The organism is Achromobacter animicus, from assembly GCF_040775605.1.
Classification (GTDB): Bacteria; Pseudomonadota; Gammaproteobacteria; order Burkholderiales; family Burkholderiaceae_B; genus Achromobacter; species Achromobacter animicus.
The window spans coordinates 3,277,385-3,302,015 of the sequence record NZ_JAYGJK010000001.1 but is presented as its reverse complement, the minus strand read 5'-3'; the positions used below and the strand labels follow the sequence as shown (position 1 = coordinate 3,302,015).

Genomic DNA, 24,631 nt, shown 5'->3' with positions numbered 1-24,631 from the left:
ATCGGGTCCATAATCGGCATGTCCCGTTTTATGGATGTCGCACCATGGCAGAAACCCCCACGTCGTCGCAAGAAATCCGTCCGCTGGAGATCGGCGACATCACCGTCATCGACAACACCAAGCTCAAGAAGGCCGTGACCGCCGCGGCGCTTGGCAATGCGATGGAATGGTTTGACTTCGGCGTCTACGGCTTTGTTGCCTTCGCACTGGGCAAGGTGTTCTTTCCCGACGCCTCGCCCGCCGTGCAGACCATTGCCGCCCTGGGCACGTTTTCCGTGCCGTTCCTGGTCCGGCCGCTGGGCGGCGTCTTCTTCGGCATCATGGGCGATCGCTTCGGACGCCAGAAGGTGCTGTCGCTCACCATCATCATCATGGCCATCAGCACGTTCTGCATCGGCCTGATTCCCGCCTATGCCACGATCGGCATCTGGGCGCCGATTCTTCTCTTGGCGTGCAAACTGGCGCAGGGCTTCTCCGTGGGGGGCGAATACACCGGCGCGGCCGTGTTCGTGGCCGAATATGCGCCAGACAGGCAGCGCGGCTTCCTGGGAAGCTGGCTGGACTTCGGCTCGATCGCCGGATTCGTCGTGGGGGCGGGCATGGTCGTGCTGCTGCAGACCATGCTGGGCGAGCAGACCTTCCTTGACTGGGGCTGGCGCATCCCGTTCTTCGTGGCCGGACCGCTTGGCCTGCTGGGCTTGTATCTGCGCCACGCGGCCGAGGAAACGCCGGCCTTCACGCAACAGCTTGAACGGATGGAAAAGGAAGACCGCGACGCCGTGCAGGAAAAGCCGACGGTGTCATTCCGCGAGATCTTCAGCAAGTACCGCCGTGCATTGCTGGTCAGCATCGGCATGGTGCTCGTGACCAATGTCACCTACTACATGCTGCTTACCTACATGCCCACGTATCTGTCGGGCAGCCTGGGCTATACCGAAGGGCATGGCGTGCTCATCATCGTCGTCGTGATGGTGGGCATGCTGTTCGTGCAGCCGGTGGTGGGGTTCATCAGCGACAAGATCGGACGCAAGCCGTTCCTGCTGGCCGGCAGCCTGGGCCTGCTGGTCACGGCGATCCCCTCGTTCTTTCTCATCGGCAGCGATAACACCGCGCTCATCTTTTTGGGACTGTTGCTGATCGCCGTATTCCTGAACTGCCTGATCGGCATCATGGCGTCGACGCTGCCCGCGCTGTTTCCCACGCGCATCCGCTACAGCGCGCTGGCCAGTTCGTTCAACGTGGCCATCATCTTTGCCGGCCTGACGCCCACGGTTGCTGCTTGGCTGGTGGAAGAGACCGAGAACCTGATGATGCCCGCGTACTACCTGATGGCGGCGTCGGTCATCGGGCTTATCACTTCGTTCTTCCTGCCCGAAACGGCCAACCGGCCGCTGCGCGGGGAAACGCCCACGGCGTCCAGCCGCAAGGAGGCCAAGGTGCTCCTGCAGCAGGCGTACGAACATATCGAGCAAAGCGTGCAGGACGTCGATGCCGAGATCGCGGCGCTGGAGGAAAAGCTCGACGCGCTGCGCGTGCGGCGCCAACGTTTGGCCGACAGGCATCCGAATATTGAATAGAGGAGCGGGACATGAGCGTGCCATTCAAGCAGGTGGATGTGTTCACCAACGAACCCTATCGCGGCAATCCGGTCGCGGTGGTGCTGCAAGGGCAGGGGCTGTCGGACGAGCAGATGCGGCGCATCGCCAACTGGACGAACCTGTCGGAGACCACCTTCGTGCTGCCGCCCACGCAGCCCGGCGCCGATTACCTGGTGCGCATCTTCACGCCCCAGGCCGAGCTGCCCTTTGCGGGGCATCCCACGCTGGGCACCGCCCATGCGCTGCTCGAGGCGGGCATCGTCGCGGCGCGTGACGGCAGGCTCGTGCAGGAATGTGCCGCCGGCCTGATCGAACTGTCGGTCACGGATGCGGCGGGTGGCAGCCCGCTTATCGCCTTCACGCTGCCGGAACCCAGCCTGGCCGAACTTGGGGCCGATCTCGTCGACGAAATGGAAGCCATCCTGGGCTCGGCGGTGCTGCACGATCCAGCGCCCAAGTTCGTCAACGTGGGCCCGGTATGGACGATTGCCCAACTGCCCAGCGCACAGGCGGTGCTGACGTTGGGACCGGACTTCGCACGCATGGCCGACTTCGACCGCCGCAACAATGCCGCGGGCATCGTCGTGTACGGCGCCTACGGCGAAGGCGCGGAAGCGGCCATCGAGGTCCGGGCCTTTGCGCCCAGCCTGGGCGCCAACGAAGACCCGGTCTGCGGCAGCGGCAACGGCTCGGTGGCGGCTTTCATCCGCGACGCCGGACAGGTGCCGCAGTTCGGCACGGAATACCTCAGCACGCAGGGCGCCGTGGTCGGGCGGTCGGGCAGGTTGCGCATCTCGTTCGATGCGGGCGGCGCCATTCGCGTGGGCGGGCAGTCCGTGACCTGCATCGACGGGCGCATTGCCGTTTGAGACCAGGGGTCCGCATGACCGCGATGCGTGCCCGGTTTTCGGCAGGCGCGGCGTGGACTATGCTTGAACGTCGCGCATTGCAGCAAGGTTGAAGCGCATCACTTTCCTGCCAAGGAGGAGCACGATGGCCAGCAAAAACACCGTTTGCCTGTGGTACGACGGCGACGCCCTGGAAGCGGCGACCTTTTATGCAAAGACGTTCCCCGACAGCAAGGTGGGCACGGTCCACCGCGCACCCGGCGACTATCCCTCGGGCCAACAGGGCGACATCCTGATGGTCGACTTCACCGTGATGGGCATCCCCTGCGTCGGCCTGAATGGCGGCGACGCCTTCCAGCACAACGAATCGTTTTCTTTCCAGGTTGCGACCGACGATCAGGCAGAGACCGACCGTCTGTGGGACGCCATCGTCTCTAACGGCGGCCAGGAGAGCGACTGCGGCTGGTGCAAGGATAAATGGGGACTGTCCTGGCAGATCACGCCACGGGCGCTGCTGGCGGCGGTCACGGACCTGGATCAAGCGGCGGCCAAGCGCGCGTTCGAGGCCATGATGACGATGAAGAAGATCGACATCGCGACGATTGAAGCGGCACGGCGGGGGTGAGTTCGCGGCCGGCCAACGTAGGCTGAGGCCCGTGCAAGTTCCATCGGTTGGAAGTCAGCCGGTGTGGGGGCCAGATCAAGAAATGATCTGCCCCTGGGACAAATTTTTGGGGTCGGATTACACGCGCTCGGGCGCTGCCGTGCGTGATGCAAAAGCGCACCCGGAAAAGGTGAAATGACACGTTTTCACCGTAAAATCCCGCAGCCGCCGCGCGTTTTCGGCGAAATCTCCTGACTTTCGAGATGTACGTCGATCTTCTCACTCTGTACCTGCTGGCAGTTGGAACACTGCTTGTCAGCGCCGGCCTCATGTTCTGGGAACAGCGGGCCAACCCCACTCGCAGCAAGGAATTACGCATCCTGGCTTCAGGTTTCGCCACGCTGGCGCTTGGCTGCGCGGCGGCGTTATATCGTCGCGACCTTCCCGGCGTCAGCGGTGCGGCGCTGAGCAATCTCGTTATCCTCGGCGGCTATCTGCTTGTGCTCAACGGCGTTGCCGCGCTGAGCGGTCGGCGCTATGTGCGCACGTCGCTCTGCGTGCTGATCGGCATGGGGCTGACCTGGGTGATCGGGGGCGTGCGCTGGCTCGACGTGATGTGGACGTACGTAAGCTCGGTCCCGATTGCGCTCGTCAGCGGATTGACGGCCTGGGAGGTGTACCGCTGCCAGGCGCTCAAGCCGCGCCGGTCGCGGCACATTGTGATGGCCGTTGCGGGCGTGCATACGGCGCTCTACGCCGGCCGCGCGTTCATCCTGCCCTGGTTCGACTCGCAACCCGTCCTGGCGCTGGCCGGCAAGCTCACCATCTACGAGGGCGTGCTGTATTCAGTGGTGCTGCCGATGACGCTCCTCAAGCTCATCCGCGACGAAACGCACCGCCAACTGCTGCTGGAGTCGCAGACCGACTACCTGACCCGCCTGGGCAACCGGCGCTGGTTCGTCGAGCAGGGCGCGCGCATGCTGAACGGCAAGGAAGGGCGCGGCGCGGTGTCGGTGCTGGCGTTCGACCTGGATCACTTCAAGTCCGTCAATGACCGCTATGGGCACGCGGCGGGCGACCAGGTGCTCAAGTCCTTTGCCGAAACCGCGCGGGAAGTGCTGGGTCACGACACCATTCTTGCGCGCATCGGCGGCGAGGAATTCGCTGCGCTGCTTTGGGGCGACGACGCAAAGGGCGCCCATACGCTGGGCAAGGCGATGGCCGAGCGCTTTGCCGTGACCGTCTCCAACCGGATCGACAACATCGGCATTGCTGCGACGGTCAGCATCGGGCTTGCGCGTTTCAACGGCGACGCGCCCACCATCATGGATGCGCTGGCCATCGCAGACCAGGCGCTTTACCGCGCCAAATCGCTGGGTGGCAACCGGCTGGAAGTGGCCGGGACCAGGGAGCAAGCCGCGGCCTGAACGGCCGCGTTGCTTCGGGACGGTGATGGTATCGGCTACTGCGCGACGTACTGCTTGCGCGTGGCGTCGTAGGCGTAGATGACGGCGTCGCCGGGGCCCAGCTTGCGGGTTTTGCCGGGACCCGAGATCGTGTTGCCCGAGAACTGCACCGTCACGCGCGGCAGGTCGGCGGTCGCGGTGGCGCTGAAGACCAGTTCACCTTCGCTGCGCGTACACGGCATGACGTCGCCGTCCGCACAGGCCGGCCCGTTGTCCTCGCCTGCGATCACGTTGCCCACGTAGGACCACACATTGCCCGTTTCGTCCTGACGCTTTTCCGGGGGCGTGAAGACAAGCAGCGCGTAGCCGCTGATCGTGATGCCGTTCTCGAAGGTTTCGGTGGGCACCGCCAGCAATAGCTTGCCCGATGCCGTGCGGTACTCCAGCGGCTTGCGCTGGGTGTCGACTTCCGGCGGCCTTTCGTAGGCGCCGAATTCGCCGATGGTCGGCTCCATGCCGCGGAATTTCCAGGGACTTTCCGGGGATGCCGGGTCGCGGATGAAGGTGGCTTCGGCCAGATTCACGGTCGTCATCGGACCGACGTCGTCCTCGCCCCGCTTGCCGTAGCGCTCGGCGGTTTCCCAGATGAAGCCGGTGTAGTAAGGCGTGCCTTCCAGTTCGAACGCATGGCCGAACCAGTAGGTGGCGATGCTGCCGTTGGCGACGTCGGCGGAAGGGGCGCCCTTGCTGTCCACCTGATGGATGGCGAACAGGACCGCGGCGGCGTCGGGCGGCGCAATCGGCGCAGCGGCGTTGGCGGCGGGGGCGGGCGCGTTGGCTGCAGCCGTGGCGGGGACAGGGGTCGCAGCAGCCGTTGCTGCGGCAGCCGCAGGAACGGCTGTTGATGCTGCGGCCGGTGCCGCCGCCTTTTCCTGCGCGGCATTGCCCGGCGTGGGGCTCATCGCCGCAAACGCGGCCGTGATAGCCGCCACCAGCAACGCAGCGGCCGCCGCGTTGCCCGTCCGCAAACCTTTTCCTTCTGACTTGCGCGTAGACGCCATGTCCTTCTTCTCTCTCTGTCGCGATGTGCAGCCATCGGCGGAAGCGGCCGGCGCGCGCCAGTGCCTGGGGCGCTTACCTGCGCCGCAATGCGGGCTGCACGGGAATTTCGGGTGCCAGATCGCTGGCGGCCTCGACCATAGAAGGGGGACATAAAGGGTGTCAAGGCAAGTGTGCGCGGGGGCGGCGGCCGTGTAACGAAGCCATCGCCGGCCGATTCACGGCGGCGTTTACGGCGGGGCGCAAAAACACCCGTATTTGCCTGCCATCCACGCCGCAGGACTGGGCAAAACGGCGCTTAACGCCCTGTTACCTTGGCAATATTTCGGGGTTGCGACCGAGATGGAGTTGCGGCGGCCGGCGTAGTGCCGGCCAGGCGCTTGTGCGCCAATAGCGAAAAGGACGCGATCCGGGCTCCATCGGACCGCGTCCCTGCGCGCGCAAAGGGCAACGGCCTAGCCGCGCCCGTTTGCATGCGTGGCGAACATCACTCCGCCTCGATCTTCGCTTCCTTCACCACCTTGCCCCACTTGTCCAGGTCCGACTGGATCACCGCCGCGTATTCCTGCGGCGTGCCGCCCTGGACCTCGATGCCCGCGGCTTCCAGCTTGGCGCGCACGGCGGGTTGCTTGAGGACCGCGTTGATCTCGGTGTTGAGCTTGGCGATGATCTCCTTCGGCGTGCCCGCCGGCGCCAGGAAGCCGCCGTTGGTGTTGGCGTCGTAGCCCTTCAGGCCTTGCTCCTGCGCGGTCGGCACGTCGGGCAGGGCCTTGGTGCGATTGGCGGTCGACACCGCGACGGCGCGCACGTTGCCTGCCTTGACCTGTTCCTGCATCGCGCTCAGGGTGTCGATGTACAGCACCGTGCGGCCGGCCAGCAGGTCAGGGTGCGCGGCGGACGAACCCTTATATGGGATCAGCAGCATGGGCGCGCCGCTGACCATGCGGAACATCTCGGCGGCCATTTCCTGCGCGCTGCCTCGGCCCGACGTGGCGACTTTGGCGTCGTCGGGATGCGCCTTCATCCAGTCCACCAATTCCGGCAGCGTCTTGGGCGGGATCTTCGGATAGACCGAGAACACCAGCGGAATTTCATGCGTGTAGATGATGGGCTCGAAACTCTTCTGCGGGTCCCAGCCCAGGTTCTTGAACAGGTATTTGTTGATGTTGTGGCTGCCGCCCACGATGCCGATGGTGTAGCCGTCGGGCTTGGCGTTGGCGAGCAGTGCGGTGCCCAGGTTGTTGGAGGCGCCCGGCCGATTGTCGACGATGACGGGCTGGCCCAGCGATTGCGAAAGCTTTTCGCCGACGACGCGCGCAATCATGTCGATGCCGCCGCCCGGCGGGGCCGGCACGATGATGCTGATGGGGCGGGTGGGGTAATTCTGCGCCGCGGCCAGGCCGGGCACGGCGGCAAGGACTGCCGAAAAGGCCAGGGTCTTGGCCAGCGTGTTGAAGGTCATGCTTGTCTCCTCGGGGTGGTCAACTTCAGTCAACTCTGTGGGGCGCCCCGGGTGTGCTGCACCCCGGGGCGCGGATAAGGCCTTAGCCGCGCCCCGCAAAGGGCATGGCGCTGGCCATGACGGTCATGGTCAGGACGTTGGCGTCCAGGGGCAGCGACGCCATGTGGCGCACCGCTTTCGCGACGTGGACGGCATCCATCATGGGCTCCGGTGCAACCGTGCCATTGGCCTGCAGCACGCCGCGTGTCATGCGTTCGGACAGCTCCGTCATCGCGTTGCCGATGTCGATCTGTCCCGCCACGATGTTGTAGGCGCGGCCGTCCAGCGCCAGCGACTTGGTCAGGCCGGTGACCGCGTGCTTGCTGGCGGTGTAGGGCGCGGTAAAGGGGCGCGGCGTGTGCGCGGAGATGGAACCGTTATTGATGATGCGGCCGCCCTGCGGCGTCTGGCGGCGCATCAGCCCGAAGGCGGCGCGCGCGCACAGATAGACGCCCGTCACATTGGTGTTGATGGCGTTGAACCACTTTTCCAGCGGCAGTTCGTCCATCGGCACGGCGGGCGCGTTGACGCCCGCGTTGTTGAACAGCAGGTCCAGCCGGCCGAATCGGCTTTCGATGGTGTTGAACAGCGCTTCGACGCTTTCCGGGCTGGTGACGTCGGTGGGCACGGCCAGCGCGGTCTGACCGCGCGCGGCAGCCTCGGCTTGCAGCGACTGCAAGGGATCGGCGCGGCGGCCGGCCAGCACGACGGTCCAGCCGTCGTTCAGCAAGGCGATGGCGGTGACGCGGCCGACGCCGCTGCCTGCGCCGGTGACCAGAGCAATTTTCTGGGTGGTGCTGTCGTTCAAGGGAAGGCTCCTTGGGCGGATTGGATGGTTATTGATGTTGAAAGAATCGGCGCGGCGTCAGGCGACGCGGGGCGCGGCAACGGTCATCGTCAGGTCCCCGATGCCGGCCACGCCCGCGCTGACGACATCGCCAGGGCCCAAGGGACCGACGCCGGCGGGCGTGCCGGTAAAGACGAGGTCGCCGGGCGCCAGGGCCACGGATCGCGACAGCATCGCCACCAGCTCGGGTACGGACCACAGCAGGCCGGATACGTCGGCGCGCTGGCGGTCTACTCCGTTCACGGACAGCCACAACGCGCCTTCGCGGGGATGGCCGCAGGCGTCAGCAGGCACGATGGCGGTGCACGGCGCGGAATGATCGAAGGCCTTGGCGGGCTCCCACGGACCGCCCGCGCGCTTGGCCTGCTGCTGCAGATCGCGCCGGGTCATGTCCAGCCCGGCGGCGTAACCCCAGATATGGCGGGCTTCGACGTCATCTGCAGCGATGTCCTTGCCGCCGCGGCCAATCGCCACGACCAGCTCGATCTCATGGCAGTAGTCCGCCGTGTCCGCGGGATAGGGCAGCGCGCCGGTGGCCGGGAACACGGCGCTGGTGGGCTTCATGAACCACGCCGGCATCTCGGCCGGACGCGCTTCGTCGGGCAGCCAGCGATAGTTGCGGCCGATGCAGAACACGCGCGCGACGGGAAAACGGGCCGCGCTGCCGGCGATCGGCAACGTGGTTGGTGCAAGGGCGGGAAAGACGAGGTCGGTCATGGCAGTCGTCGAAGATGTGCCTTGCGGCTCAGGTCGTCAGGCTCAACGCCGGACGCTCGCCGGCCAGCGCCTGCGCGATGCTGTCCAGCACCATCTGGCCCATTGCCGCCCGCGTCTCCCACGTGGCGCTGGCGCGGTGCGCCTGCAGGGTGGTGCGATCCGACTGGCGCAGCGCCTGCGGCACGCGGGGCTCGTCCACAAAGACGTCCAGCCCCGCGCCCGCGATGCGGCCGGCGACCAGCGCCTCGGTCAGGTCGGCCTCGTTGACCAGCCGGCCGCGCGCCACGTTGACCAGGAAGCCCTGCGGGCCCAGCGCGTCCAGCACGGCGGCATTGACGATGCCCTCGGCCTTGTCGGCGGCGGCGCAGAGCACCAGCGCGTCGGAGGCGCGGGCCAGCGCGATCAGGTCCGGCACGAATTCATGCGGCACGTCGTCCATGGCGCGCAGGTCGGTGTAGCGGATCTGGCAGCCAAAGGCCGCCGCCCGGGTAGCGACGGCGCGGCCCACGCGGCCCATGCCCACGATGCCCACGCGCATGCCGCTGAAGCGGCGCGCCAGCGGAATGGCGCTGGGCGACGGAAACTGCTCCCACAGGCCTTCCCGCACAAAGCGGTCGCCCGCGCAGAGGTTGCGGCAGGCTGCGATCAGCAGGCCGATCGCCAGGTCGGCGACATCTTCGGTCAACGCGCCCAGCGTGGCGGTGACCGGCAGGCCGCGGCCGCGGCAGTACGCCAGGTCCACCGCGTCGGTGCCCACGCCATTGACCGCCACCACCTTCACGGCGGGCAGCTGTTCCAGCATCTCACGCGAGATGCCGGTGTGGCCGCCGGTGATGACGGCTTCGATGCGAGCGCCGTGCTCGCGCAGCCAGGCCGCCTGATCGGAGATCTCGAAGAACTTGTGCACCTGGTACAGCGAGGCAAGCTCGTTGTTGACCGCCGGGATCAGGATGGGATTGAGTTGCAGGACCTGAGGCTTCATGTCGGTTCGGCTCTGGTGGGGGGACCGGCTGCGGGTCCGCGTTGAACATGGATTCCATGGTATTTAATGATTGATTTGTAAAGCAATATTGATCTATAAAATCAACATATAAACTTTGCTACAGAAGATCATGGGTACCTGGATTTCAATGGCCGAAGCGTGCAGCCAGCTAGGCGTGCGGCCGCAGACCATCTACGCCTACGTCAGTCGCGGCAAGCTGGAGGTCATGCCCGACCCGGCCGACACGCGCCGCAGTCTTTACCGCGCCGAAGACGTCGCGGGGCTGGCCAAGCGCAAGCAGGCGGGTCGCAAGCACGAAACCCTGGCCACCAACACGCTGTTCGGCGCCGAGCCCAGCATCCCCACGGCCATCTCCACCTTTCATCGCCAACGCCTGTACTACCGCGGCCAGGACGCGGTCACGCTGGCCGGATCGGCCAGCCTGGAAGAGGCCGCGCAATTGCTGTGGAATTCGGACCAGCAGGCGGACTTCTCTTGCACTGCGCGCGTGGCATCGCCGGGCCGCGTCGCGGCGTTCACGTCATTGGCGGCGCTGGCCGCCACCGGGCACTCCACGCATGGCCGCATGACGCGCGTCCTCCACACCGAATGCCAGAGCCTGGTCGGCCAACTGGCCAACGCGTTTGGCGCGCAGCCCGGCAAGCGGCCGCTGCATCTGCGGTTTGCGCAAGCCTGGAAGCTGTCGCCGCAAGCCGCCGAGTTGCTGCGCACCGCGATGGTCCTGCTCGTCGACCACGAACTGACCAGTTCGGCATTTGCCGCGCGCATTGCGGCCTCTACCGGCGCGTCGCTGCCGGCGTGCCTGCTGTCGGGACTGACCACCTTGTCCGGGCCGTTGCACGGCGACGCCTCCGGCCGCGTCCGCGCGTTGTTCGACGACGTGGCGCGTCAGGGCGAAGATCAGGTCATCGCGCACTACCTGTCCACGGGCCTGCCGCTGGCGGGCTTCGGCCATCATCTGTATCCCGATGGCGATCCGCGCGCGGCGGCGCTGCTGGCGCAGTTTGAGCCGGCCGAGGTCATCACGCGCTTCATCGACAAGGCCACGCAACTGACCGGCCTGCATCCCAACATCGACGTGGCGCTGGCCGCGCTGTCGGCGCACTGCAAGCTGCCGGACGATGCGGCCTTTGGACTGTTTGCCACGGCGCGCAGCATCGGCCTGCTGGCGCATTGCCTGGAGCAGCTCAGCGTCGCGCAAGTCATCCGGCCGCGCGGACGTTATGTGGGCGTCGTGCCGCAAGCGGCCTAGTCCGGCAATCTTCGGTATGCTGGCTGATCCGGACAGGAGATCAGCCATGACACGTACGCAGAAGCAGAGGATGCTGGCAGGAGACCTCTACACGGCCGCCGACGACGAGATCCAGGCGGACCAGCTTGCCGCCAGCGCCTGGATGAAGCGGTACAACGCCTTGCTGGGCGAGCCGCCCGAACAATGGCACGCGCTCCTGCGCGAGCGCCTTGCCAGCGTGGGCGAGGGCGCGCTGATCCGCCCGCCGTTCCATTGCGACTACGGCTACAACATCTCGCTGGGCGCAAACGTGTTCATGAATTTCAACTGCGTGATCCTTGACGTCGTGCAAGTCACGATCGGCGACGGCACGCAGATCGGCCCGGCCGTGCAGATCTACACGGCGGACCATCCGCACGATCCCGAGCAGCGCCGCGCGATGCTGGAATTCGGCCGTCCCGTGCACATCGGCAAGCAGGTGTGGATCGGCGGTGGCGCGATCATCCTGCCGGGTGTCACGGTGGGGGATGACGCCATCATCGGCGCGGGTAGCGTGGTAACGCGCGACGTGCCGGCAGGGGCGAAGGTGGTGGGGAATCCGGCGCGGGTAAGGGGATAGAAGGACGCCTTAGCGGTCGTCAGAGGTGGGCTTGCGCGGTCTGCGGGGAGGGTAGCCGGCGCCATCGGTGTGCTCCGTTGCGCCCCGTGTCTTGGCGGCCGCGGCAACCGGTGCAACTGTCAGCGGCGGCGCGCCCGTTACGGCTGGCAGCGCGGGCGCCAGCACGGCGGGAATCCCGGCGGCATTCCGATATGACTGGAGCAGCAGCAGCGCGTCGATCGAGCCCAGATCGTGCTCCGCCTCAGCGCGCGCTTCAAGGCGGGTCTGCTCGTCTTTCACGGCTTGATTCGCCGCTGCCGTGCGCGCGTCCAGCCTTGCCAGCTGCGCATGAAACGCCTGGACGGCGAGCTTCAGGCAGTGCGCCGTGTAATCGTCGTGCAGCAGGTCCGCGGGCGGAGTCAGGTTGTGATCCGCGGGCACCCGGGGGCGCTGCGCGGCACTGGTAGCCAGGGCCGGCGCACGTGCGGCGTAAATGCGCTGGAACGGCGTCGGCGGCGCGCGCGCGACGCGATCTGCGCGCAACTGGGCGCCCACGCGTTCAGTGCGGTATGCATCCCTGGCATCGTCGGTTCTGACCGCGCCGGGCGAGGCGATTGGGGAAGGGAGCATGGGCGTCTGGGTGGGCTGAGCGATGGGCCAATCTACTAGTTGGTCGGTAGCGTGTCAAGGGTGGATCAGACCGGGGCGGACGGGAAATGCTGAACGGGTCGCACAGCGCCTGCGGCAGCACGGCGACCGGACAGGCAGGCATTCGCGCAGTGTTAAAACCTTCGGGACGGGCGCCGCGCGCCAGCCACGTCAAAGGAAAAGACCATGCCCATGTTCATCACGATCGGTTATGGCGATCAGCAGGGCTATGACCGCACAGACAAAGCCATACGTGATTCTGCGCATGCGCATGATGCCGCGTTGCAGCACGCGGGCGTGCTGATGGGCGTCGCGGGAACGCCGGTGCAGGTGCGGAATCCGGACGCGGCAGGTGTCGAGACGTTGCAGGGACCGTTCATGAACGCGCCGCTGCCGCTTGCGGGTTTTGCGGTTATCGAAGCGATTGATTTGGACGACGCGATTGAAAAGGTGTCCCGCACGCCGTGTGCCGTGGCGCACGGCGTCGTGGAAGTGTGGCCGCTGGAACAGCGGTAGCGCGCGTTATTGGTCGACCGACCGCATGTCGCAAGTCGTCTCGGACGACGCGCACACGCCGCGAAACCAGGCGCGTCCGCGCGTGCGGTCCGTCTCGGCCAGCAGTTCAAATGTTGCGCTGTGGCGCATCTCGTAATCCAAAAGCAGCCATTCGCCGTCGCACGCGACGATGCCGCGCAAGGTGGCGCGCTCGGTCAACCAGTCGCTGCCCAGGTCCAGCAACCGTTCGCTGCCGGCGTCCGGGCGAACATATCCCCGCGCCGACTGGATGCCGACTTGCGCATCCCCGGCGGCGATCCAGCCTTCACCTTGATAGACGGGCCGCGGCGGGCTGCGGTCGCTGCCGCTCATGGCGTCGCTGGCGTTCCTGATCTTCAGCCAGCCGTCACGCGCCTCCGTCACGTCGAAGGTCACGCTGTAGAGGTCGACTTCGGGATCCGGGCTGTCGCCGCGCGTGGTCGGCAGCGCGCCGAGCTGCTTGGCGCTGGCAGATGCCGACGCGCGCACGGGGATGGCGGGCTTGGCATTGGTCGTCCAGCCCGAAAAGCGGCAGGCCGTGGGGCCGGCGGGCGTCCAGGCAACTGCGTGAGACTCGGTCTGAGCGTGGAGACCAGGCGACAGGGCAAGCGCGGCAAACAGCAATGCAAGCGGTCGGAGCGTCATGGAGGATTTGTCGGCGGAGTGATTGAGGCCGGAAGATCGGCCGGCGAAAAGCCTAACATGACCGCCATCGGGGTCCCGATGCGCGCAGAGACACCGGGCAGCGCAAGGCTGCCCGGCGGTCCTCCTGTGATGGTTTGCGGGCCGGCTACTGCGCGCCGGTGGCGCCCGACACATACTGCGCCAATGCCTGCACCTCCGCGTCACTTAACGCCTCGAATGCCGGCATGACGCCGATCCCATTGCGCACGGCCTGCGTGACGCGGTTGGCGTCGGGTTTCAGCTCATCGAGGTTCGGCCCGATGGTCCCGGCCGCGCCGGCATCCGCCAGCGTGTGACAGACGGCACAGGCCGGGGTCGTCGACTTCAGGAACAAGGCGCGGCCCGCCTCGGCATTGGGCGGTTCCGCCGCCCACGCCGTGGCGCCCGCAATCAACGACAGGCCCGCCGCGCAGAGGTTGCGCGTCCGCCGCCCGATCAGGCGGCGGGATGCGGGGTTCGGCTTGAAGAAACGGCTTTGCATCGATTCCGCCATCCTCAAGACACGTTGATGGCCAGACCGTGGTCGCGCCAACTGCTGTTGATGTAGCCCGGCGCGTTCTCGAACCGGTTCTCCACCTGCACGTTGCCTTGCGTGTCTTCGACGCGGCTGACCAGCATGTGCTGGCCCGCTGTCAGTTCCACCGGCAGCGCGAACTGGCGCCATGCGTATTTGCCGAGGTCCGGTCCGATCAGCGCGGCCTGCTTCCAGGTCTTGCCGCCATCGATGGACACGTCCACGCGCTTGACCGCATGCATGCCCCCAAAGGCAACACCCCGCACCACCACGCGTCCGGCCTTCACGGCCTGACCATTTGCGCCCGGTGCGTTGATCCACGACTTGGGTTCCATCGCCCAGACCGAGGGTTGGTCGGGACTGGGCTTGGCGTCCATCGGCGTCAGGCGATAGCCGGTCTGCTGGATCTTTGCGGGGCTTTGTTCGGCGGTGAACGCCAGCCGCTTGATGTACTTGACGTTGTTCACGCCGGTATAGCCCGGCACGATCAGCCGCAACGGGCCGCCGTGGGCCAGTGACAGCGGCTCGCCGTTCATCTCCCAGGCCAGCATGGCGTCCTGCATGGCCTCGCGCGGCACCGAGCGTTCCACCAGCAGGGATTTCGGATCCAGGCCTTCCGGCAGCACTTCGCCGCCGGTGCCGGTCATGAAGGCGGGCGTGCCATCAAGGCCGCCCAGGTATTCCACGAGCGTGCGCACCGGCACGCCCGTCCACATCACGCAGCCTGCCGCACCCACTTCCCACGGCGTGCCGCTGGGCTTGTGGGGAAAGAAGCCCCGGCCGTTGCCCGAGCACTGCAGCACCGTCGCGATCGATTCCACGCCCAGCGTCTTCAGGTCGCCCACGGTCAGCGTGCGCGGCTGCTTGACGCCCTGGATCTCGACCTTCCAGCCGTCCCGATCGTCCAGGATGGCCGCGTCCGGCGGCGGCAGGTTGTTGCGGACATAGAGCTGGCGCGACGGCGTGATGATGCCGTCGCCAAACGCGCTGCGGCGCGTTTCGATGGTGTTGGCGCTGTGCACGATGACGCTGTCGGCGTCTTTCCAGGCCGCGTAAGGCGGCAGGGGTTTGGCCGTGGATGCGGCGGCCGGTTTCGCTGCGGGCGCAGTTGCAGTTGCAGGGGTGGCGGCGGGTTTGGCGGGCGCATCGCTGGCGCGCGCGATGCCGCTGGCGCCCAGACCGGCCGCGGCCAGGGCGCTGGCGCTGCCGGCCAACAGGCGGCGCCGTGCGGGGTTGCGTGGGGTTGTCTCCATGGCTTGCCTCTCTGGTTGCCGCGTCCCGCAGCGCGAGCGCGGTGTTGTGCTTATGGCGGCCCAGCGCTTGCGGCCTTCCGCATCATCGGCAATGCCCCTCTTTATGTCAACGGGTTCTAAAGAACTATAGGTTTACGGTCATTTCAGATATAAGACTTTCGGATATTGGTTCAGGGGCGCAGAGAACGGAATCTGTCCTGGTGCAAACGAAGCCATTGTTCGGCAGTGCAAACGGCAATACCGCGCTGGGCATTGAAGGTCTGTGCTTTGTCCCACGCCACGCCACGGCCCTGCGCGAACACTGCGCGATACTTGCGCATCGCATCGTCAGGTTCGGCCGCCAGTGCGCGCAGCAGCTCCGGCACCGGCCATTCGCGCCGCGTGACCTTGCGCTCCAGCAGGCGGTCCAAGGCATCCGCGACCGCCCGGTACGTGAGGGTGTCGCCCGCGACATGCACGACCTGGTTGGCGATGCGGGGCTGTGTGAACAGGATCTCGGTGGTCAGCGCGCCAATGTCTTCGGCCGTGGTCAGCGTGACCGCATTGTCCAGGCTGCCCAGCGCGTTCACCGTGTTGGCGGCCAGATCCACCACACCGAACGCGGGTTCGAACAGAAAGCTCGTGAACATGCCCGTCGAAACGATGATCCATTCAGTGTTGCGCTGGGCGCGCAGCATGTCGCGCACATCAAGCTGCTCATCGAACAGGTCCTGCGGGCTGCCCCGGCCGATGACGTCGTAGTCCACGCCAAACTGCCACGGCACAAAGCGCTTGACGCGCGCGTCCAGCGCAGCGCGGGCGATCTTGCGTTGAACGCCGGGTCCGCCGACAAAGCCCGTGCATGAGACGACCGTATCGTAGCGGCGGAAGGTGGCTGCGAGCGCCTCCGTGGATTGCTGGGCAAGATCGCCCTCGATGATGCCGACGCCCAGCCCACGCAACTCGGCAAGATCGCGCCGCTTGGCGGGATCGTTGGAATCGACGGTCGACGCGCGCAACAGGACCGACAACTGGCCTTTGGCGACACGCGGGGCCAGGTTGCGCAGCACGGCCATGCCAAGCTGGCCCGCGCCCAAAACGAGGATGGCGTTGTGTTGAATCATGGGATGCCTCAAGCAGAAAAAGTGGCTTGCAGTGTAGGAGCGGGCAGGGCATCCATTGTTCGCCGTGACGGAATTCACAACGCGCCGCAGCGCGCATTCGCGGCCAATATGCGTTGGTAATATCGGGACCTTCCCGCCGCATGCGGCGCACGTTCTATCGTCGGGATCGGCTCATGGACAAACTTCAAGCGATGGCGGCATTCGTCAGGGTCGTCGAGGCGCGCAGCTTCACCAAGGCCGCGCAATCGCTGGCGCTGCCTCGGTCGTCGGTCACGACGATGATCAAGAACCTGGAAACCCACCTGGGCACGCCGCTCCTGCATCGCAGCACCCGCAGCCTGAGCCTGACCGATGCCGGTGCGCGCTATCTACAGGCGTGCCAGGCCATCCTGGCCAATATTGCCGACGCCGAGAATGACGTTACCGCCGCGATCCAGGCGCCCCGCGGCCGCGTGCGCGTCGACATGCCCGGCGTGGTTGGCCGCGCGATTGTGGTGCCGAGGCTGGTCGAGTTCGAGGCGCGTTTTCCCGACGTCGAGGTCGTGCTGGGCCTGAGCGATCGCCCGGCCGACCTGATCTATGAAGGTATCGACTGCGCCATCCGCAGCGGCGAGCTTACCGATTCCACGCTGGTGGCGCGCAGCCTTGGTCACCTGGTATGGGTGACCTGCGCGTCGCCCCAATACCTGGGCCGCTTCGGCGAACCGAAATCGGTGGAAGCGCTGTCCGCGCATCGGGTGGTCAACTATTTGTCCAACGCCACCGGCCGGCCGCTGGACTGGCGGTTCCGAGTCGACGGTGAAAACGTGTCGATGGCGTTGCCAAGCCGCTATGCGGTCAACGAGACCGAGGCGTATCTGCACTGCGGCCTGGAGGGTCTGGGCCTGATTCAACTATCGGCGCTGGCGGCGTCTCCGTATCTGCGCAGCGGCCGCCTGCGCGAGGTCTTGGCCGATGCGCGCTGCGAGCCGGTGCAGCTTTCCATCGTCTATCCCCAGGCGCGTGCGACCGCGGCGGTGAAGGCGTTCGTGCAGTGGGTGCTGGAGATCAGCCGGCCCGTGTTGGCGGAGTGATGATCGTCACGGGGCGACACTGCTCGCCATCGCGTCCTGCCGGTATTCGTGCGGCGCGACGCCGCTCGCTTTCCTGAACGCCCGGGAAAAATTAGCCGGTGTGGAATAACCAGAGTCCATGGCGATCTGCGTGATGGAAACGGTGCTTTCGCGTAGCAGGTCTTGAGCACGACGCAGACGCGCGGTATTGGAGAGCTGACGAAAGCTGACGCCGCCGTCGCGGCGCAGTACGCGTTGCAGGGTGCGCACGCTGGTGCCCATCGCCTTGGCCGTGGTGTCGATAGAGACGGCGCCGGCTTGCATCTGGATGCGGATGTGCCAGATGACGGTGACCAGATAATCGCAGTCCGCGCTTGCGGCTGATTCCGGCGCAGGCCCCTGCACACCGGCAACCGTGCCCGGCGGGACCGGGGTTGGCGTCATATGAGTAGTGGCGTCATTCACTTGTGCTTATTCTTCGCGTGTAGTTGCGAGAATCTGCTAGCGCGCTTCCTGCCTGGCAGAAATCGGAGTGATGTGCCTTCGGATATTACCTAAGCCAACAAAGGGCGAGGCCTCTTTTTATTTGGCTTACAAACCTGACGGAGAATCGCAATGAGACTACACAAAACCATCCTGGCGCTGTGCGTCGTGCTGGCGGTTTCGGGTTGCGTGACCAAGCAGACCTACGACAAAGAGGCGCAACTGGCAGCCGAGTATTCCGCCCTCAATAAGCAGCTCTCGGCCGAACTACGCGGCGACCAAGTGCAGATTACGCAATTGCAGGACGAGTTGAAGGTCACCATGGTGAACGAGATTCTCTTTCCCGAAGGCGGGTGGAGCCTAAGTTCCAACGGCGAGAGGACGCTGGCCAAGATCGCGCCCACGCTTTCCAATCTGCAAGGCAAGCAGATCGTCGTCGAAGGGTTCACCGACAACGAGCCCATCGGGCCGGCATTGAAGCGGCAGTTTCCCTCCAATCTCGAGCTGTCATCGGCGCGCGCGGACAACGTGGCGCGTTATCTGATCGCCAAGGGCGTATCGCCAAACTCGGTGTCCGCGGAGGGGTTCGGTGAGGCGCGGCCGGTAGCCAGCAACTCGACGCCTGAGGGCAGGGCCAAGAACCGGCGAGTGGAGATCGTGATCACAGCCGCGCGTCGTCCTTAAACCGGCTCGTTTGCGGGCGGGTTCAAAGCGGCCAGGAGCGCTCCTCCTGGCCCCGCTGCATCACACTCGCCGAGTCACGCGCCGCCGACGCCGCGCACCACCTTGCCCGTTCCGCCGCACGTCGCGCAGCGGGTTTGCTCGATCCTGCCGCTGCCGTGAAAAGCGGGGCAGGGCACCTGGCCCGTTCCAGGTGTACCAGGCGCGGCGTCGTCGCCGGGGTTGATGTCGCCCGGCACGGCGCCATTCACAACTTTTCGCCCGGCAAGTTGCTGGCTTGCCGGACCCAGTCCGAAAACTGCGCTTCGTCGAATGCACCTTCGTGGATGTCCAGGTAGCGCACCTGCGGATACTTCGATTTTCCAGCGGGGATGGGCCGCAGCGCAGCCCCCTGAAAAAACGTTACCTTGATGTACTTCGTGAAGCAGTGCAGGCTCAGGAACCAGCCTTCGCCCGGGCGTCCGTAGAAAGGCGAATTCCATTTGACCGCCTTGGCGACGCCGGGGACAGCTGCTTCCACCAGGGCGTCGATGCGTTTGCCGATAGGCGATTTCCAGCCGGGCATCGCGGCGATGTAGGCCTGCACGGGGTCGTCGCCATCTCCCTTTGGGATCTGAGGGTTGCCGCCGGAGAGCAGGACGACTTCGCCGGGCGCCGCCTTCGTTGCGGGGTTGCGCGCTCTACCGGTCTTTCGAGTCGGCGCGGAATTTGCATTTTGCGTCATGGATGGTGCTCTCTGTGGTCCGGGAACGGGTCTTCCCGCCCCAGATAATCGTCCACCGCGCTGCCGACCGTCGGGTGAAAATGGTCGTCGCTGAACAGACGGGACAGCTCAAAGCGTTTGAGCTTGTCCCGCACGGGGTCCTTCATCTCCGCGAAGTGCAACGCGATGCCTTCGCGAGACAGCGTTTCGCACAGCTCGCGCAGCATGTCCGCGGACGTGACGTCGACGCTCGTGACGGGTTCAGCAGCCACGACCACGCGCCGCACGGGCGAGGGCGATGCCTCGACGGCTTCCAGAAGGCGCTGCTGGAAGAGCTCGGCGTTGGCAAAGAACAGGGGCGCATCCCAACGGAACAGCACCAGTCCGTCGATCAGTGCGGCATTCGGATAGCGCTTCAGGTCGTGATAGCCGCGAAGGTTCGGCACGCGGCCCAGCACCGCGAAGTGCGGGCGCCAGCCGTCCCACAGGAATTCAATGACGGCGATGACGACCGCAAGGCAGATGCCGGGTATCGCCCCAAAAACGGCGACCGCGGCAAAGCACAGCATCGACAGCCAGAACTCCCATTGCTGAATGCGGTAGATGCGCCGCAGGTCCTTGAACTCGAAAAGGCCGATGGCGGCGGCGATCACGACCGCGGCCAGCGCGCTGTTGGGCAGGTGGCGCAGCAGGTTTGGCGCGGCGATCAGCAGCGCGGCCACGGCCAGCGCGCCGACGACGCCGGTCAGTTGCGTGCGCGAGCCGGCTGCTTCGGCCACCGGCGTGCGCGACGCGCTGCTGCTGATCGGAAAGCCCTGGAAAAACCCCGCCGCCAGGTTCGCCACGCCCAGTCCCACCATTTCCTGGTTCGGATCCACCCGCGTGTGGGTGCGCGCGGCATAGGTGCGTGACAGCACGCTGGTGTCGGCAAACGCAATCAGCGCCACCGCGCAGCCGCCCAGCACGATCTTGACGAGATCGGCGTTGCTGAGCCACGGCCAGGCAAGGCTGGGCAGTCCCTGCGGAATTTCGCCAAGCACCTTGACGCCTTGCGCGTCCAGGCTGAAAAGCTTGACCGCCAGCGTGGCAAGGATCACCGCAATCAGAATGCCCGGCACGCGATCAAAGCGTTTGAGCAGCAGAATCACCGCCAGACTTGCCGCGCCGACTGCGAAGCTTGGCCCATGGGTCTGCCCGTCGGCAACGGCCAGCGCCAGTTGCTGCATTTCCTGCAGAGGGCCGGCGTCGTCGATGGAGATGTCGAACAGCTTGGGCAACTGGCTGACCAGCACAGTCAGCGCGATGCCGTTCATGTACCCGTAGCGGATCGGTTTGGACAGAAGCTCGGTGATGAAGCCCAGCCGCATCAGGCCCAGCACGATGCAGAACAGCCCGGAGACGACGGCCATCATGCTGGCCGCGGCGATGGCCCGCATCGGATCCCCGTTGGAGACGCTGAGCACCACCGCCAGGATGGGCGCGGCCAATGCGGAGTCGGGCCCCAGCACCAGGATGCGGCTTGGGCCGAACAGCGCGTAGGCCAGCATGGGAATGATGGTGGCGTACAGACCGTAGACGCCCGGAACGCCAGAGGCTTCGGCATAGGCGATGCCGACTGGCACGAGCATGGTTGTCAGGACCAGGCCGGCCGCGACGTCCTTGGGCAGCCAACCTGCCTGATAGGACTTGAGCATTGCCAGGCCGGGCAGCCAGCGCAACCAGTTCGGCGCGCGCTTGGCAGGGGAGCGGGGCGTCAAGGTGGACATGGAATCCCGGTGCAAACGCGTGCGCTACGGGTTAGGGAGTTCTGCGCGCATCATGGCGGAGAAGGGTTGCCGGTATCTTCCAACATCTGTCGCAGGCGAGCGCGGCGGCGCTCGAGGTCGGCGATCTGACGCTCCACGGACGCCAACCGCTGGCGCTGCACCTCCGACGTCTCCGGGCACGCCGCCGCGCCTTCGATCAGCCGCATGCAATCGGGAAATCCGCGGATCTCCGCCAACGTGAACCCGGAGGCGATCAGGCGCTGGATTTGCCGGACCTGAGTCACAGCGGCGGCGGGAAATGTGCGATACCCATTGTCCGCCCGTGCCGACGCAAGAAGACCGTGGTCGTCGTAGTGGCGCAGCGAACGCAGGCTTGCGCCGGTCTTGCGGGCGAGCTCGCCGATCGACATGGGTGTTTGAGGCGGGGGCGTTTTCATGCGGGAAAGCGTAGCAGATTGGTGCTTGACTTTGACATAGGTGTGAGGGTTGAAACTGGCGCTCCCTTCAATCTTCGGGATGCATCATCCATGCAACGCAGAACCTTTTTTCGCCATGTGGCGGCAGCAGCCTTGTTCATGGCAGTCTCCGTGGCCGCCAACGCCCAATCCCGGCACTACACCGTCACGGCGCCTGATGGCGTGGCCCTCGCCGTCCAGGAGGCCGGCAATGCCGCGGGTCCGCCGGTCGTTTTCGTACACGGGTTGCTGGGTAGCCACCTGAACTGGGAGGCCCAGCTTGCCAGCCCGGCGCTGCAGCGGTATCGGCTGATAACTTACGACCTGCGGGGTCACGGTCTGTCGGGCAAACCGGTGGACGCGGCGGCGTACACCGACGGCCGGCGCTGGGCGGACGATCTGGCGGCAGTGATCACGGCGACCGGCGCGCAAAATCCCGTCGTCGTCGGCTGGTCGCTGGGCGCCGCGGTGACGACCAACTACCTTGCCGCTTACGGTGACGCGCAGATTGCGGGCGCCGTCTATGTGGGGGGTGTGATCGAGCTGGATCCCGAGCAGATCGCACCGCATCCTGCCCTATACCGGGACATGGTGTCGCCGGATCTGAAGACCCACCTGGACGCGGAGCGTGAGTTTATCGGCCTGTGCTTTGCGCAAGCGCCCGATGGCGTCACTTTCCAACGGCTCCTGGCCAATGCCGCCATGGCGTCCTTCGACATGCAGGCCGCCGTGCAATCGATGACGGTCGAGGCGGCGCGTGGCCTCGGCTCGGCGCGCAAGCCTTTGCTGCTGATCTACGGCGCGAAGGACGCACTGGTGCAGCCGGCGCCGTCAATCGACCGGGCGAGGGCGCTGAACCCGCACGTGCGCAGCAAGATCTATGCGGCATCCGGGCACGCGCCATTCATGGAGGAGGCGGACAGGTTCAACCGGGAGCTGGCTGCGTTTGTTGACAGCGTCGTGACACCCTGACGGGATGGATGAAGCGGGGGGCTCGCGACAGCTGCTTTTGCCAAATGTTGCTTGTTGCGAAGCAGCATCGCCTGCTATCTTCGACCCCGAAATGCGTTTGCCCCGATTTGGACCGCGTCAATGCCCGCCTCCCAGCTTCTGATTCCCGAACCCACGCCCGCGCGGTCCACCGACACGCTGGGCTGCTCGGCCAGCAAGCTGGCTGTGAATCAGGAATTCCACGGAGGCGGACTGACGTTCTACCGCAAGCGCACCGAAACCGCGCAATTCGGCAGCGTCGAAACGCCCGCGTCGGATCGCGGGTTTCTGGTGGGCGTGGCGCTGCGGGGCGGCCACCGTCGCCGCATCCTGCAGGGCAATCACGCGTCGACCCATGATTTCGACGCGGGTTCAATCTACATCCGCGACTTCACCGACGATTACCGGGCCGACCTGCAAGGCGGGTTCGATTTCATGTTGGTCGAAATGCCCCGCGCGTTCATCGAACGCATCAACGACGAGAAGGGCGGCCCGCGTGTCAGCAGCCTGCTGCCGCGCAATGGGCAGCCCGATCCGGTGCTGGGCCATCTGTCGCAGGTGCTGGCGGGCGTGGTGGCGAATCCCGCGCAGACGAGTGGACTCTTCGTGGATCATTTGAGTCTGGCCCTGGGCACCCATCTGCTGTCGCAATACGGGGCCGGGGCGACGAGCGGCTGGGCCGACTCGGGCGGGGGCCGCGTGCTGTCCCGCAAGCTGGAGGCGCGCGCCAAGGACATGCTGCTGGCGTCCCGGCGCGAGGACGCGTCCGTGGCAGATATCGCCGAGGCCTGCAATCTGTCCCGCAGCTATTTCATCAAGGCGTTCCGCCAGACGGTTGGCACTACGCCGCATCGGTGGCTGCTGGAGCAGCGGGTGCAAAAGGCGCAGGAACTGCTGCGCGCACCGGGCCCGTCCATCACCGACATCGCGCTCTTGTGCGGCTTTGCCGACCAGGCGCATATGACGCGCGTGTTCACCAGTGTGGTGGGGGTGGCGCCCGGGGCGTGGCGCAGGGAACACGGGGCTTGAGATAGCGCTCAGCGGCCGCCAGCCCGGCTGGCGCGGCTTCGTTGCCGAGGACGCAAGCGTTGCTCTTTCGTGCAAAGCAGGACGCAAGTGGGCAAGACGTGCCCGCGCCCTGGCGTTACCGTGATGGAATGCCTTCCCTCTGTCCCCGATGTTCCGAAAGCGTTCCATGAGTGTTCTTGCCGCTGGCCCCGCGCCGGCCAACCTGCCGCCCGATTTGGCCGCCTTGCATGCGCAGGCGTTTCCGATGCTGCCGCGCGCGCTGATCGAGCGCGCGGCCGCCTATGGCGAGGAGATGTCGGCCGAGCCGGGCCGCGTGCTGCTCAACAGCGGTGATCGCGAAGCCGCGTTCTACATCCTGCTCCAGGGCTATGCCGAAGTGCTGGAAGCCGACGCTGGCGGCGCCATGCGCAGTCTGCTTGTCCATCGTGACGGCGAATTCACGGGCAGCCTGGACCTCTTCACCGACCGGCCGAATGCAGTCACGGTGCGCGCCAACACCCCCAGCCGCCTGTTGCGGCTGAGCCGCGCAGCGCTTGAAACGTTGATTCTGGCGGAGCGTCCGCTGGCAGAAATCATCCTGCGCGCGTTCATGCTGCGCCGCATCGGGTATCTGCGGCGCCGGCCGTATGGGGGCGCCATTCTGCGCTCTGTGGCGGGAAGCGCGCAGGAAGATCCCGTCATGGACCTGGCCGTCATCGGCGGCGGGCCGGCTGGATTGGCCGCCGCCGCCTATGCCGCCTCCGAGGGGCTGCAGACATTGCTGGTGGGCGGCTCGCTCTCCTGTGGCGACGCGTCCGGACTGGACGTGCTGAAGGGGTTCCCCGGCACGATCACCGGACTATGCGAGGGCCCGCTGCTGCGCCGCGCCCAGGACCAGAGCAAGCGCTTCGGCGCGCACGTGCTGCCGCTGCGCACGGTCTGCCGCTTCGACGGCGGCTGCTATCCCTATCGGGTGTGGCTGGACGACGGCCGGCTCGTCGAGGCGCGCAGCCTCATCGTTGCGACCGGCATGCAGGGCGATGCGGAAACGGTGACCGATCAGGCCAACACCGCCTGGCTGGACGGGTGGCTGGACACGGACGACCAGGGCTGCATCCATACGGGTCGTGCCGCCGCGGGGTCGATGCAGGCCAGGGATTATGAAAGCTCGCAGCCGGGTGTGTTTGCGGTGGGGGCAGCGCGTGCCGGGTCGGTGAAGCATGTGCTGGCGAGCATCGCCGAGGGCGCGGCTGCGGTGCGGGTGGTGCATCGGTTTTTGGATGCGTCGGCGCATTGAGGGCCGGGGCGGATGGGCAGAGGCGAGGACAAAGATGAGTCGACGACG

Annotated in this window: 26 protein-coding genes; 12 read left to right on the top strand and 14 right to left on the bottom strand. The window is 66.1% G+C overall.

Annotated elements, in window-relative coordinates; genetic code table 11:
• Positions 1 to 44 precede the first annotated feature (44 nt).
• The 4 genes from proP to AB3147_RS14935 all read left to right on the top strand — a co-directional run bounded on the left by proP (position 45) and on the right by AB3147_RS14935 (position 4,477).
• Complete coding sequence (proP, locus tag AB3147_RS14950) at positions 45 to 1,577, top strand: glycine betaine/L-proline transporter ProP (protein ID WP_367352290.1); 1,533 nt, start codon at positions 45 to 47, stop codon at positions 1,575 to 1,577.
• Positions 1,578 to 1,588: 11 nt separating this feature from the next.
• A complete protein-coding gene (locus AB3147_RS14945) occupies positions 1,589 to 2,467 on the top strand; it encodes a PhzF family phenazine biosynthesis protein (RefSeq protein WP_175136365.1) in 879 nt (292 codons plus the stop codon).
• A gap of 124 nt (positions 2,468 to 2,591) precedes the next feature.
• A complete protein-coding gene (locus tag AB3147_RS14940) occupies positions 2,592 to 3,071 on the top strand; it encodes a VOC family protein (RefSeq protein ID WP_056561644.1) in 480 nt (159 codons plus the stop codon).
• A gap of 242 nt (positions 3,072 to 3,313) precedes the next feature.
• On the top strand, positions 3,314 to 4,477 hold the full coding sequence (locus AB3147_RS14935) for a GGDEF domain-containing protein (protein WP_175136366.1): 1,164 nt from the start codon (positions 3,314 to 3,316) through the stop codon (positions 4,475 to 4,477).
• A gap of 35 nt (positions 4,478 to 4,512) precedes the next feature.
• On the opposite strand, the gene AB3147_RS14930 is transcribed toward AB3147_RS14935, so the two are convergent.
• The 5 genes from AB3147_RS14930 to AB3147_RS14910 all read right to left on the bottom strand — a co-directional run bounded on the left by AB3147_RS14930 (position 4,513) and on the right by AB3147_RS14910 (position 9,562).
• Positions 4,513 to 5,418, bottom strand: coding sequence for a hypothetical protein (locus tag AB3147_RS14930; RefSeq protein ID WP_438861021.1), 906 nt, complete (start codon positions 5,416 to 5,418; stop codon positions 4,513 to 4,515).
• Positions 5,419 to 6,002: 584 nt separating this feature from the next.
• Positions 6,003 to 6,977 carry a Bug family tripartite tricarboxylate transporter substrate binding protein gene (locus tag AB3147_RS14925; protein WP_175121359.1) on the bottom strand — a complete coding sequence of 325 codons (975 nt, stop codon included), beginning with the start codon at positions 6,975 to 6,977 and terminating at the stop codon, positions 6,003 to 6,005.
• Positions 6,978 to 7,059: 82 nt separating this feature from the next.
• Complete coding sequence (locus AB3147_RS14920; RefSeq protein WP_175121360.1) at positions 7,060 to 7,824, bottom strand: SDR family oxidoreductase; 765 nt, start codon at positions 7,822 to 7,824, stop codon at positions 7,060 to 7,062.
• Positions 7,825 to 7,881: 57 nt separating this feature from the next.
• Entirely contained in the window at positions 7,882 to 8,580 is a 699-nt protein-coding gene (locus tag AB3147_RS14915; protein ID WP_367352288.1) for a fumarylacetoacetate hydrolase family protein, read from the bottom strand.
• A 28-nt stretch (positions 8,581 to 8,608) separates the two neighbouring features.
• Positions 8,609 to 9,562, bottom strand: a complete 954-nt coding sequence (locus tag AB3147_RS14910; protein WP_367352287.1) for a 2-hydroxyacid dehydrogenase — start codon at positions 9,560 to 9,562, stop codon at positions 8,609 to 8,611.
• A gap of 130 nt (positions 9,563 to 9,692) precedes the next feature.
• Here AB3147_RS14910 and AB3147_RS14905 point away from each other — a divergent pair, with 130 nt between their 5' ends.
• Together AB3147_RS14905 and AB3147_RS14900 are read left to right on the top strand one after the other, a co-directional pair.
• Complete coding sequence (locus AB3147_RS14905; protein ID WP_175121363.1) at positions 9,693 to 10,835, top strand: citrate/2-methylcitrate synthase; 1,143 nt, start codon at positions 9,693 to 9,695, stop codon at positions 10,833 to 10,835.
• A gap of 46 nt (positions 10,836 to 10,881) precedes the next feature.
• Positions 10,882 to 11,433 (top strand): sugar O-acetyltransferase, encoded by a 552-nt coding sequence (locus AB3147_RS14900; protein WP_367352286.1) that lies wholly within the window; start codon positions 10,882 to 10,884, stop codon positions 11,431 to 11,433.
• A 9-nt stretch (positions 11,434 to 11,442) separates the two neighbouring features.
• Here the strand turns inward: AB3147_RS14900 and AB3147_RS14895 are convergent, their stop codons facing one another.
• Positions 11,443 to 12,042, bottom strand: a complete 600-nt coding sequence (locus AB3147_RS14895) for a hypothetical protein (RefSeq protein WP_367352285.1) — start codon at positions 12,040 to 12,042, stop codon at positions 11,443 to 11,445.
• 204 nt (positions 12,043 to 12,246) lie between these two features.
• Here AB3147_RS14895 and AB3147_RS14890 point away from each other — a divergent pair, with 204 nt between their 5' ends.
• Complete coding sequence (locus tag AB3147_RS14890) at positions 12,247 to 12,576, top strand: YciI family protein (protein ID WP_367352284.1); 330 nt, start codon at positions 12,247 to 12,249, stop codon at positions 12,574 to 12,576.
• A 6-nt stretch (positions 12,577 to 12,582) separates the two neighbouring features.
• On the opposite strand, the gene AB3147_RS14885 is transcribed toward AB3147_RS14890, so the two are convergent.
• The 4 genes from AB3147_RS14885 to AB3147_RS14870 all read right to left on the bottom strand — a co-directional run bounded on the left by AB3147_RS14885 (position 12,583) and on the right by AB3147_RS14870 (position 16,148).
• The gene (locus tag AB3147_RS14885) at positions 12,583 to 13,239 is read right to left on the bottom strand and encodes a hypothetical protein (RefSeq protein WP_367352283.1); all 657 of its coding nucleotides are present in this window, start codon (positions 13,237 to 13,239) and stop codon (positions 12,583 to 12,585) included.
• A gap of 145 nt (positions 13,240 to 13,384) precedes the next feature.
• Positions 13,385 to 13,759, bottom strand: a complete 375-nt coding sequence (locus AB3147_RS14880) for a SorU family sulfite dehydrogenase c-type cytochrome subunit (protein ID WP_239212768.1) — start codon at positions 13,757 to 13,759, stop codon at positions 13,385 to 13,387.
• Positions 13,760 to 13,773: 14 nt separating this feature from the next.
• On the bottom strand, positions 13,774 to 15,045 hold the full coding sequence (locus tag AB3147_RS14875) for a SorT family sulfite dehydrogenase catalytic subunit (RefSeq protein ID WP_367352282.1): 1,272 nt from the start codon (positions 15,043 to 15,045) through the stop codon (positions 13,774 to 13,776).
• A gap of 170 nt (positions 15,046 to 15,215) precedes the next feature.
• The gene (locus AB3147_RS14870) at positions 15,216 to 16,148 is read right to left on the bottom strand and encodes an aromatic alcohol reductase (RefSeq protein ID WP_367352281.1); all 933 of its coding nucleotides are present in this window, start codon (positions 16,146 to 16,148) and stop codon (positions 15,216 to 15,218) included.
• Positions 16,149 to 16,321: 173 nt separating this feature from the next.
• Between AB3147_RS14870 and AB3147_RS14865 the strand changes: the two genes are divergently transcribed.
• Positions 16,322 to 17,221, top strand: a complete 900-nt coding sequence (locus AB3147_RS14865) for a LysR family transcriptional regulator (RefSeq protein WP_367352280.1) — start codon at positions 16,322 to 16,324, stop codon at positions 17,219 to 17,221.
• Positions 17,222 to 17,227: 6 nt separating this feature from the next.
• On the opposite strand, the gene AB3147_RS14860 is transcribed toward AB3147_RS14865, so the two are convergent.
• Entirely contained in the window at positions 17,228 to 17,665 is a 438-nt protein-coding gene (locus AB3147_RS14860) for a helix-turn-helix domain-containing protein (RefSeq protein ID WP_367352279.1), read from the bottom strand.
• Positions 17,666 to 17,815: 150 nt separating this feature from the next.
• Between AB3147_RS14860 and AB3147_RS14855 the strand changes: the two genes are divergently transcribed.
• Entirely contained in the window at positions 17,816 to 18,367 is a 552-nt protein-coding gene (locus AB3147_RS14855) for an OmpA/MotB family protein (protein WP_367352278.1), read from the top strand.
• Positions 18,368 to 18,611: 244 nt separating this feature from the next.
• Here AB3147_RS14855 and AB3147_RS14850 read toward each other — a convergent pair whose 3' ends face one another.
• The 3 genes from AB3147_RS14850 to AB3147_RS14840 are packed head-to-tail and all read right to left on the bottom strand — an operon-like array spanning position 18,612 to position 21,270.
• Positions 18,612 to 19,088 carry a DUF1801 domain-containing protein gene (locus AB3147_RS14850; RefSeq protein ID WP_367352277.1) on the bottom strand — a complete coding sequence of 159 codons (477 nt, stop codon included), beginning with the start codon at positions 19,086 to 19,088 and terminating at the stop codon, positions 18,612 to 18,614.
• The gene (locus AB3147_RS14845) at positions 19,085 to 20,833 is read right to left on the bottom strand and encodes a SulP family inorganic anion transporter (protein ID WP_367352276.1); all 1,749 of its coding nucleotides are present in this window, start codon (positions 20,831 to 20,833) and stop codon (positions 19,085 to 19,087) included. Before AB3147_RS14845 ends, AB3147_RS14850 begins: the two co-directional genes overlap by 4 nt.
• 50 nt (positions 20,834 to 20,883) lie before the next feature.
• Complete coding sequence (locus AB3147_RS14840; RefSeq protein WP_175121381.1) at positions 20,884 to 21,270, bottom strand: MerR family transcriptional regulator; 387 nt, start codon at positions 21,268 to 21,270, stop codon at positions 20,884 to 20,886.
• A 90-nt stretch (positions 21,271 to 21,360) separates the two neighbouring features.
• Between AB3147_RS14840 and AB3147_RS14835 the strand changes: the two genes are divergently transcribed.
• The 3 genes from AB3147_RS14835 (at position 21,361) to AB3147_RS14825 (ending at position 24,583) form a co-directional block, all read left to right on the top strand.
• Positions 21,361 to 22,260, top strand: a complete 900-nt coding sequence (locus AB3147_RS14835; protein WP_367352275.1) for an alpha/beta fold hydrolase — start codon at positions 21,361 to 21,363, stop codon at positions 22,258 to 22,260.
• A gap of 120 nt (positions 22,261 to 22,380) precedes the next feature.
• A complete protein-coding gene (locus AB3147_RS14830) occupies positions 22,381 to 23,307 on the top strand; it encodes a helix-turn-helix domain-containing protein (RefSeq protein ID WP_367352274.1) in 927 nt (308 codons plus the stop codon).
• 166 nt (positions 23,308 to 23,473) lie between these two features.
• Positions 23,474 to 24,583, top strand: a complete 1,110-nt coding sequence (locus tag AB3147_RS14825) for a cyclic nucleotide-binding domain-containing protein (protein WP_367352273.1) — start codon at positions 23,474 to 23,476, stop codon at positions 24,581 to 24,583.
• Positions 24,584 to 24,631: the final 48 nt, after the last annotated feature.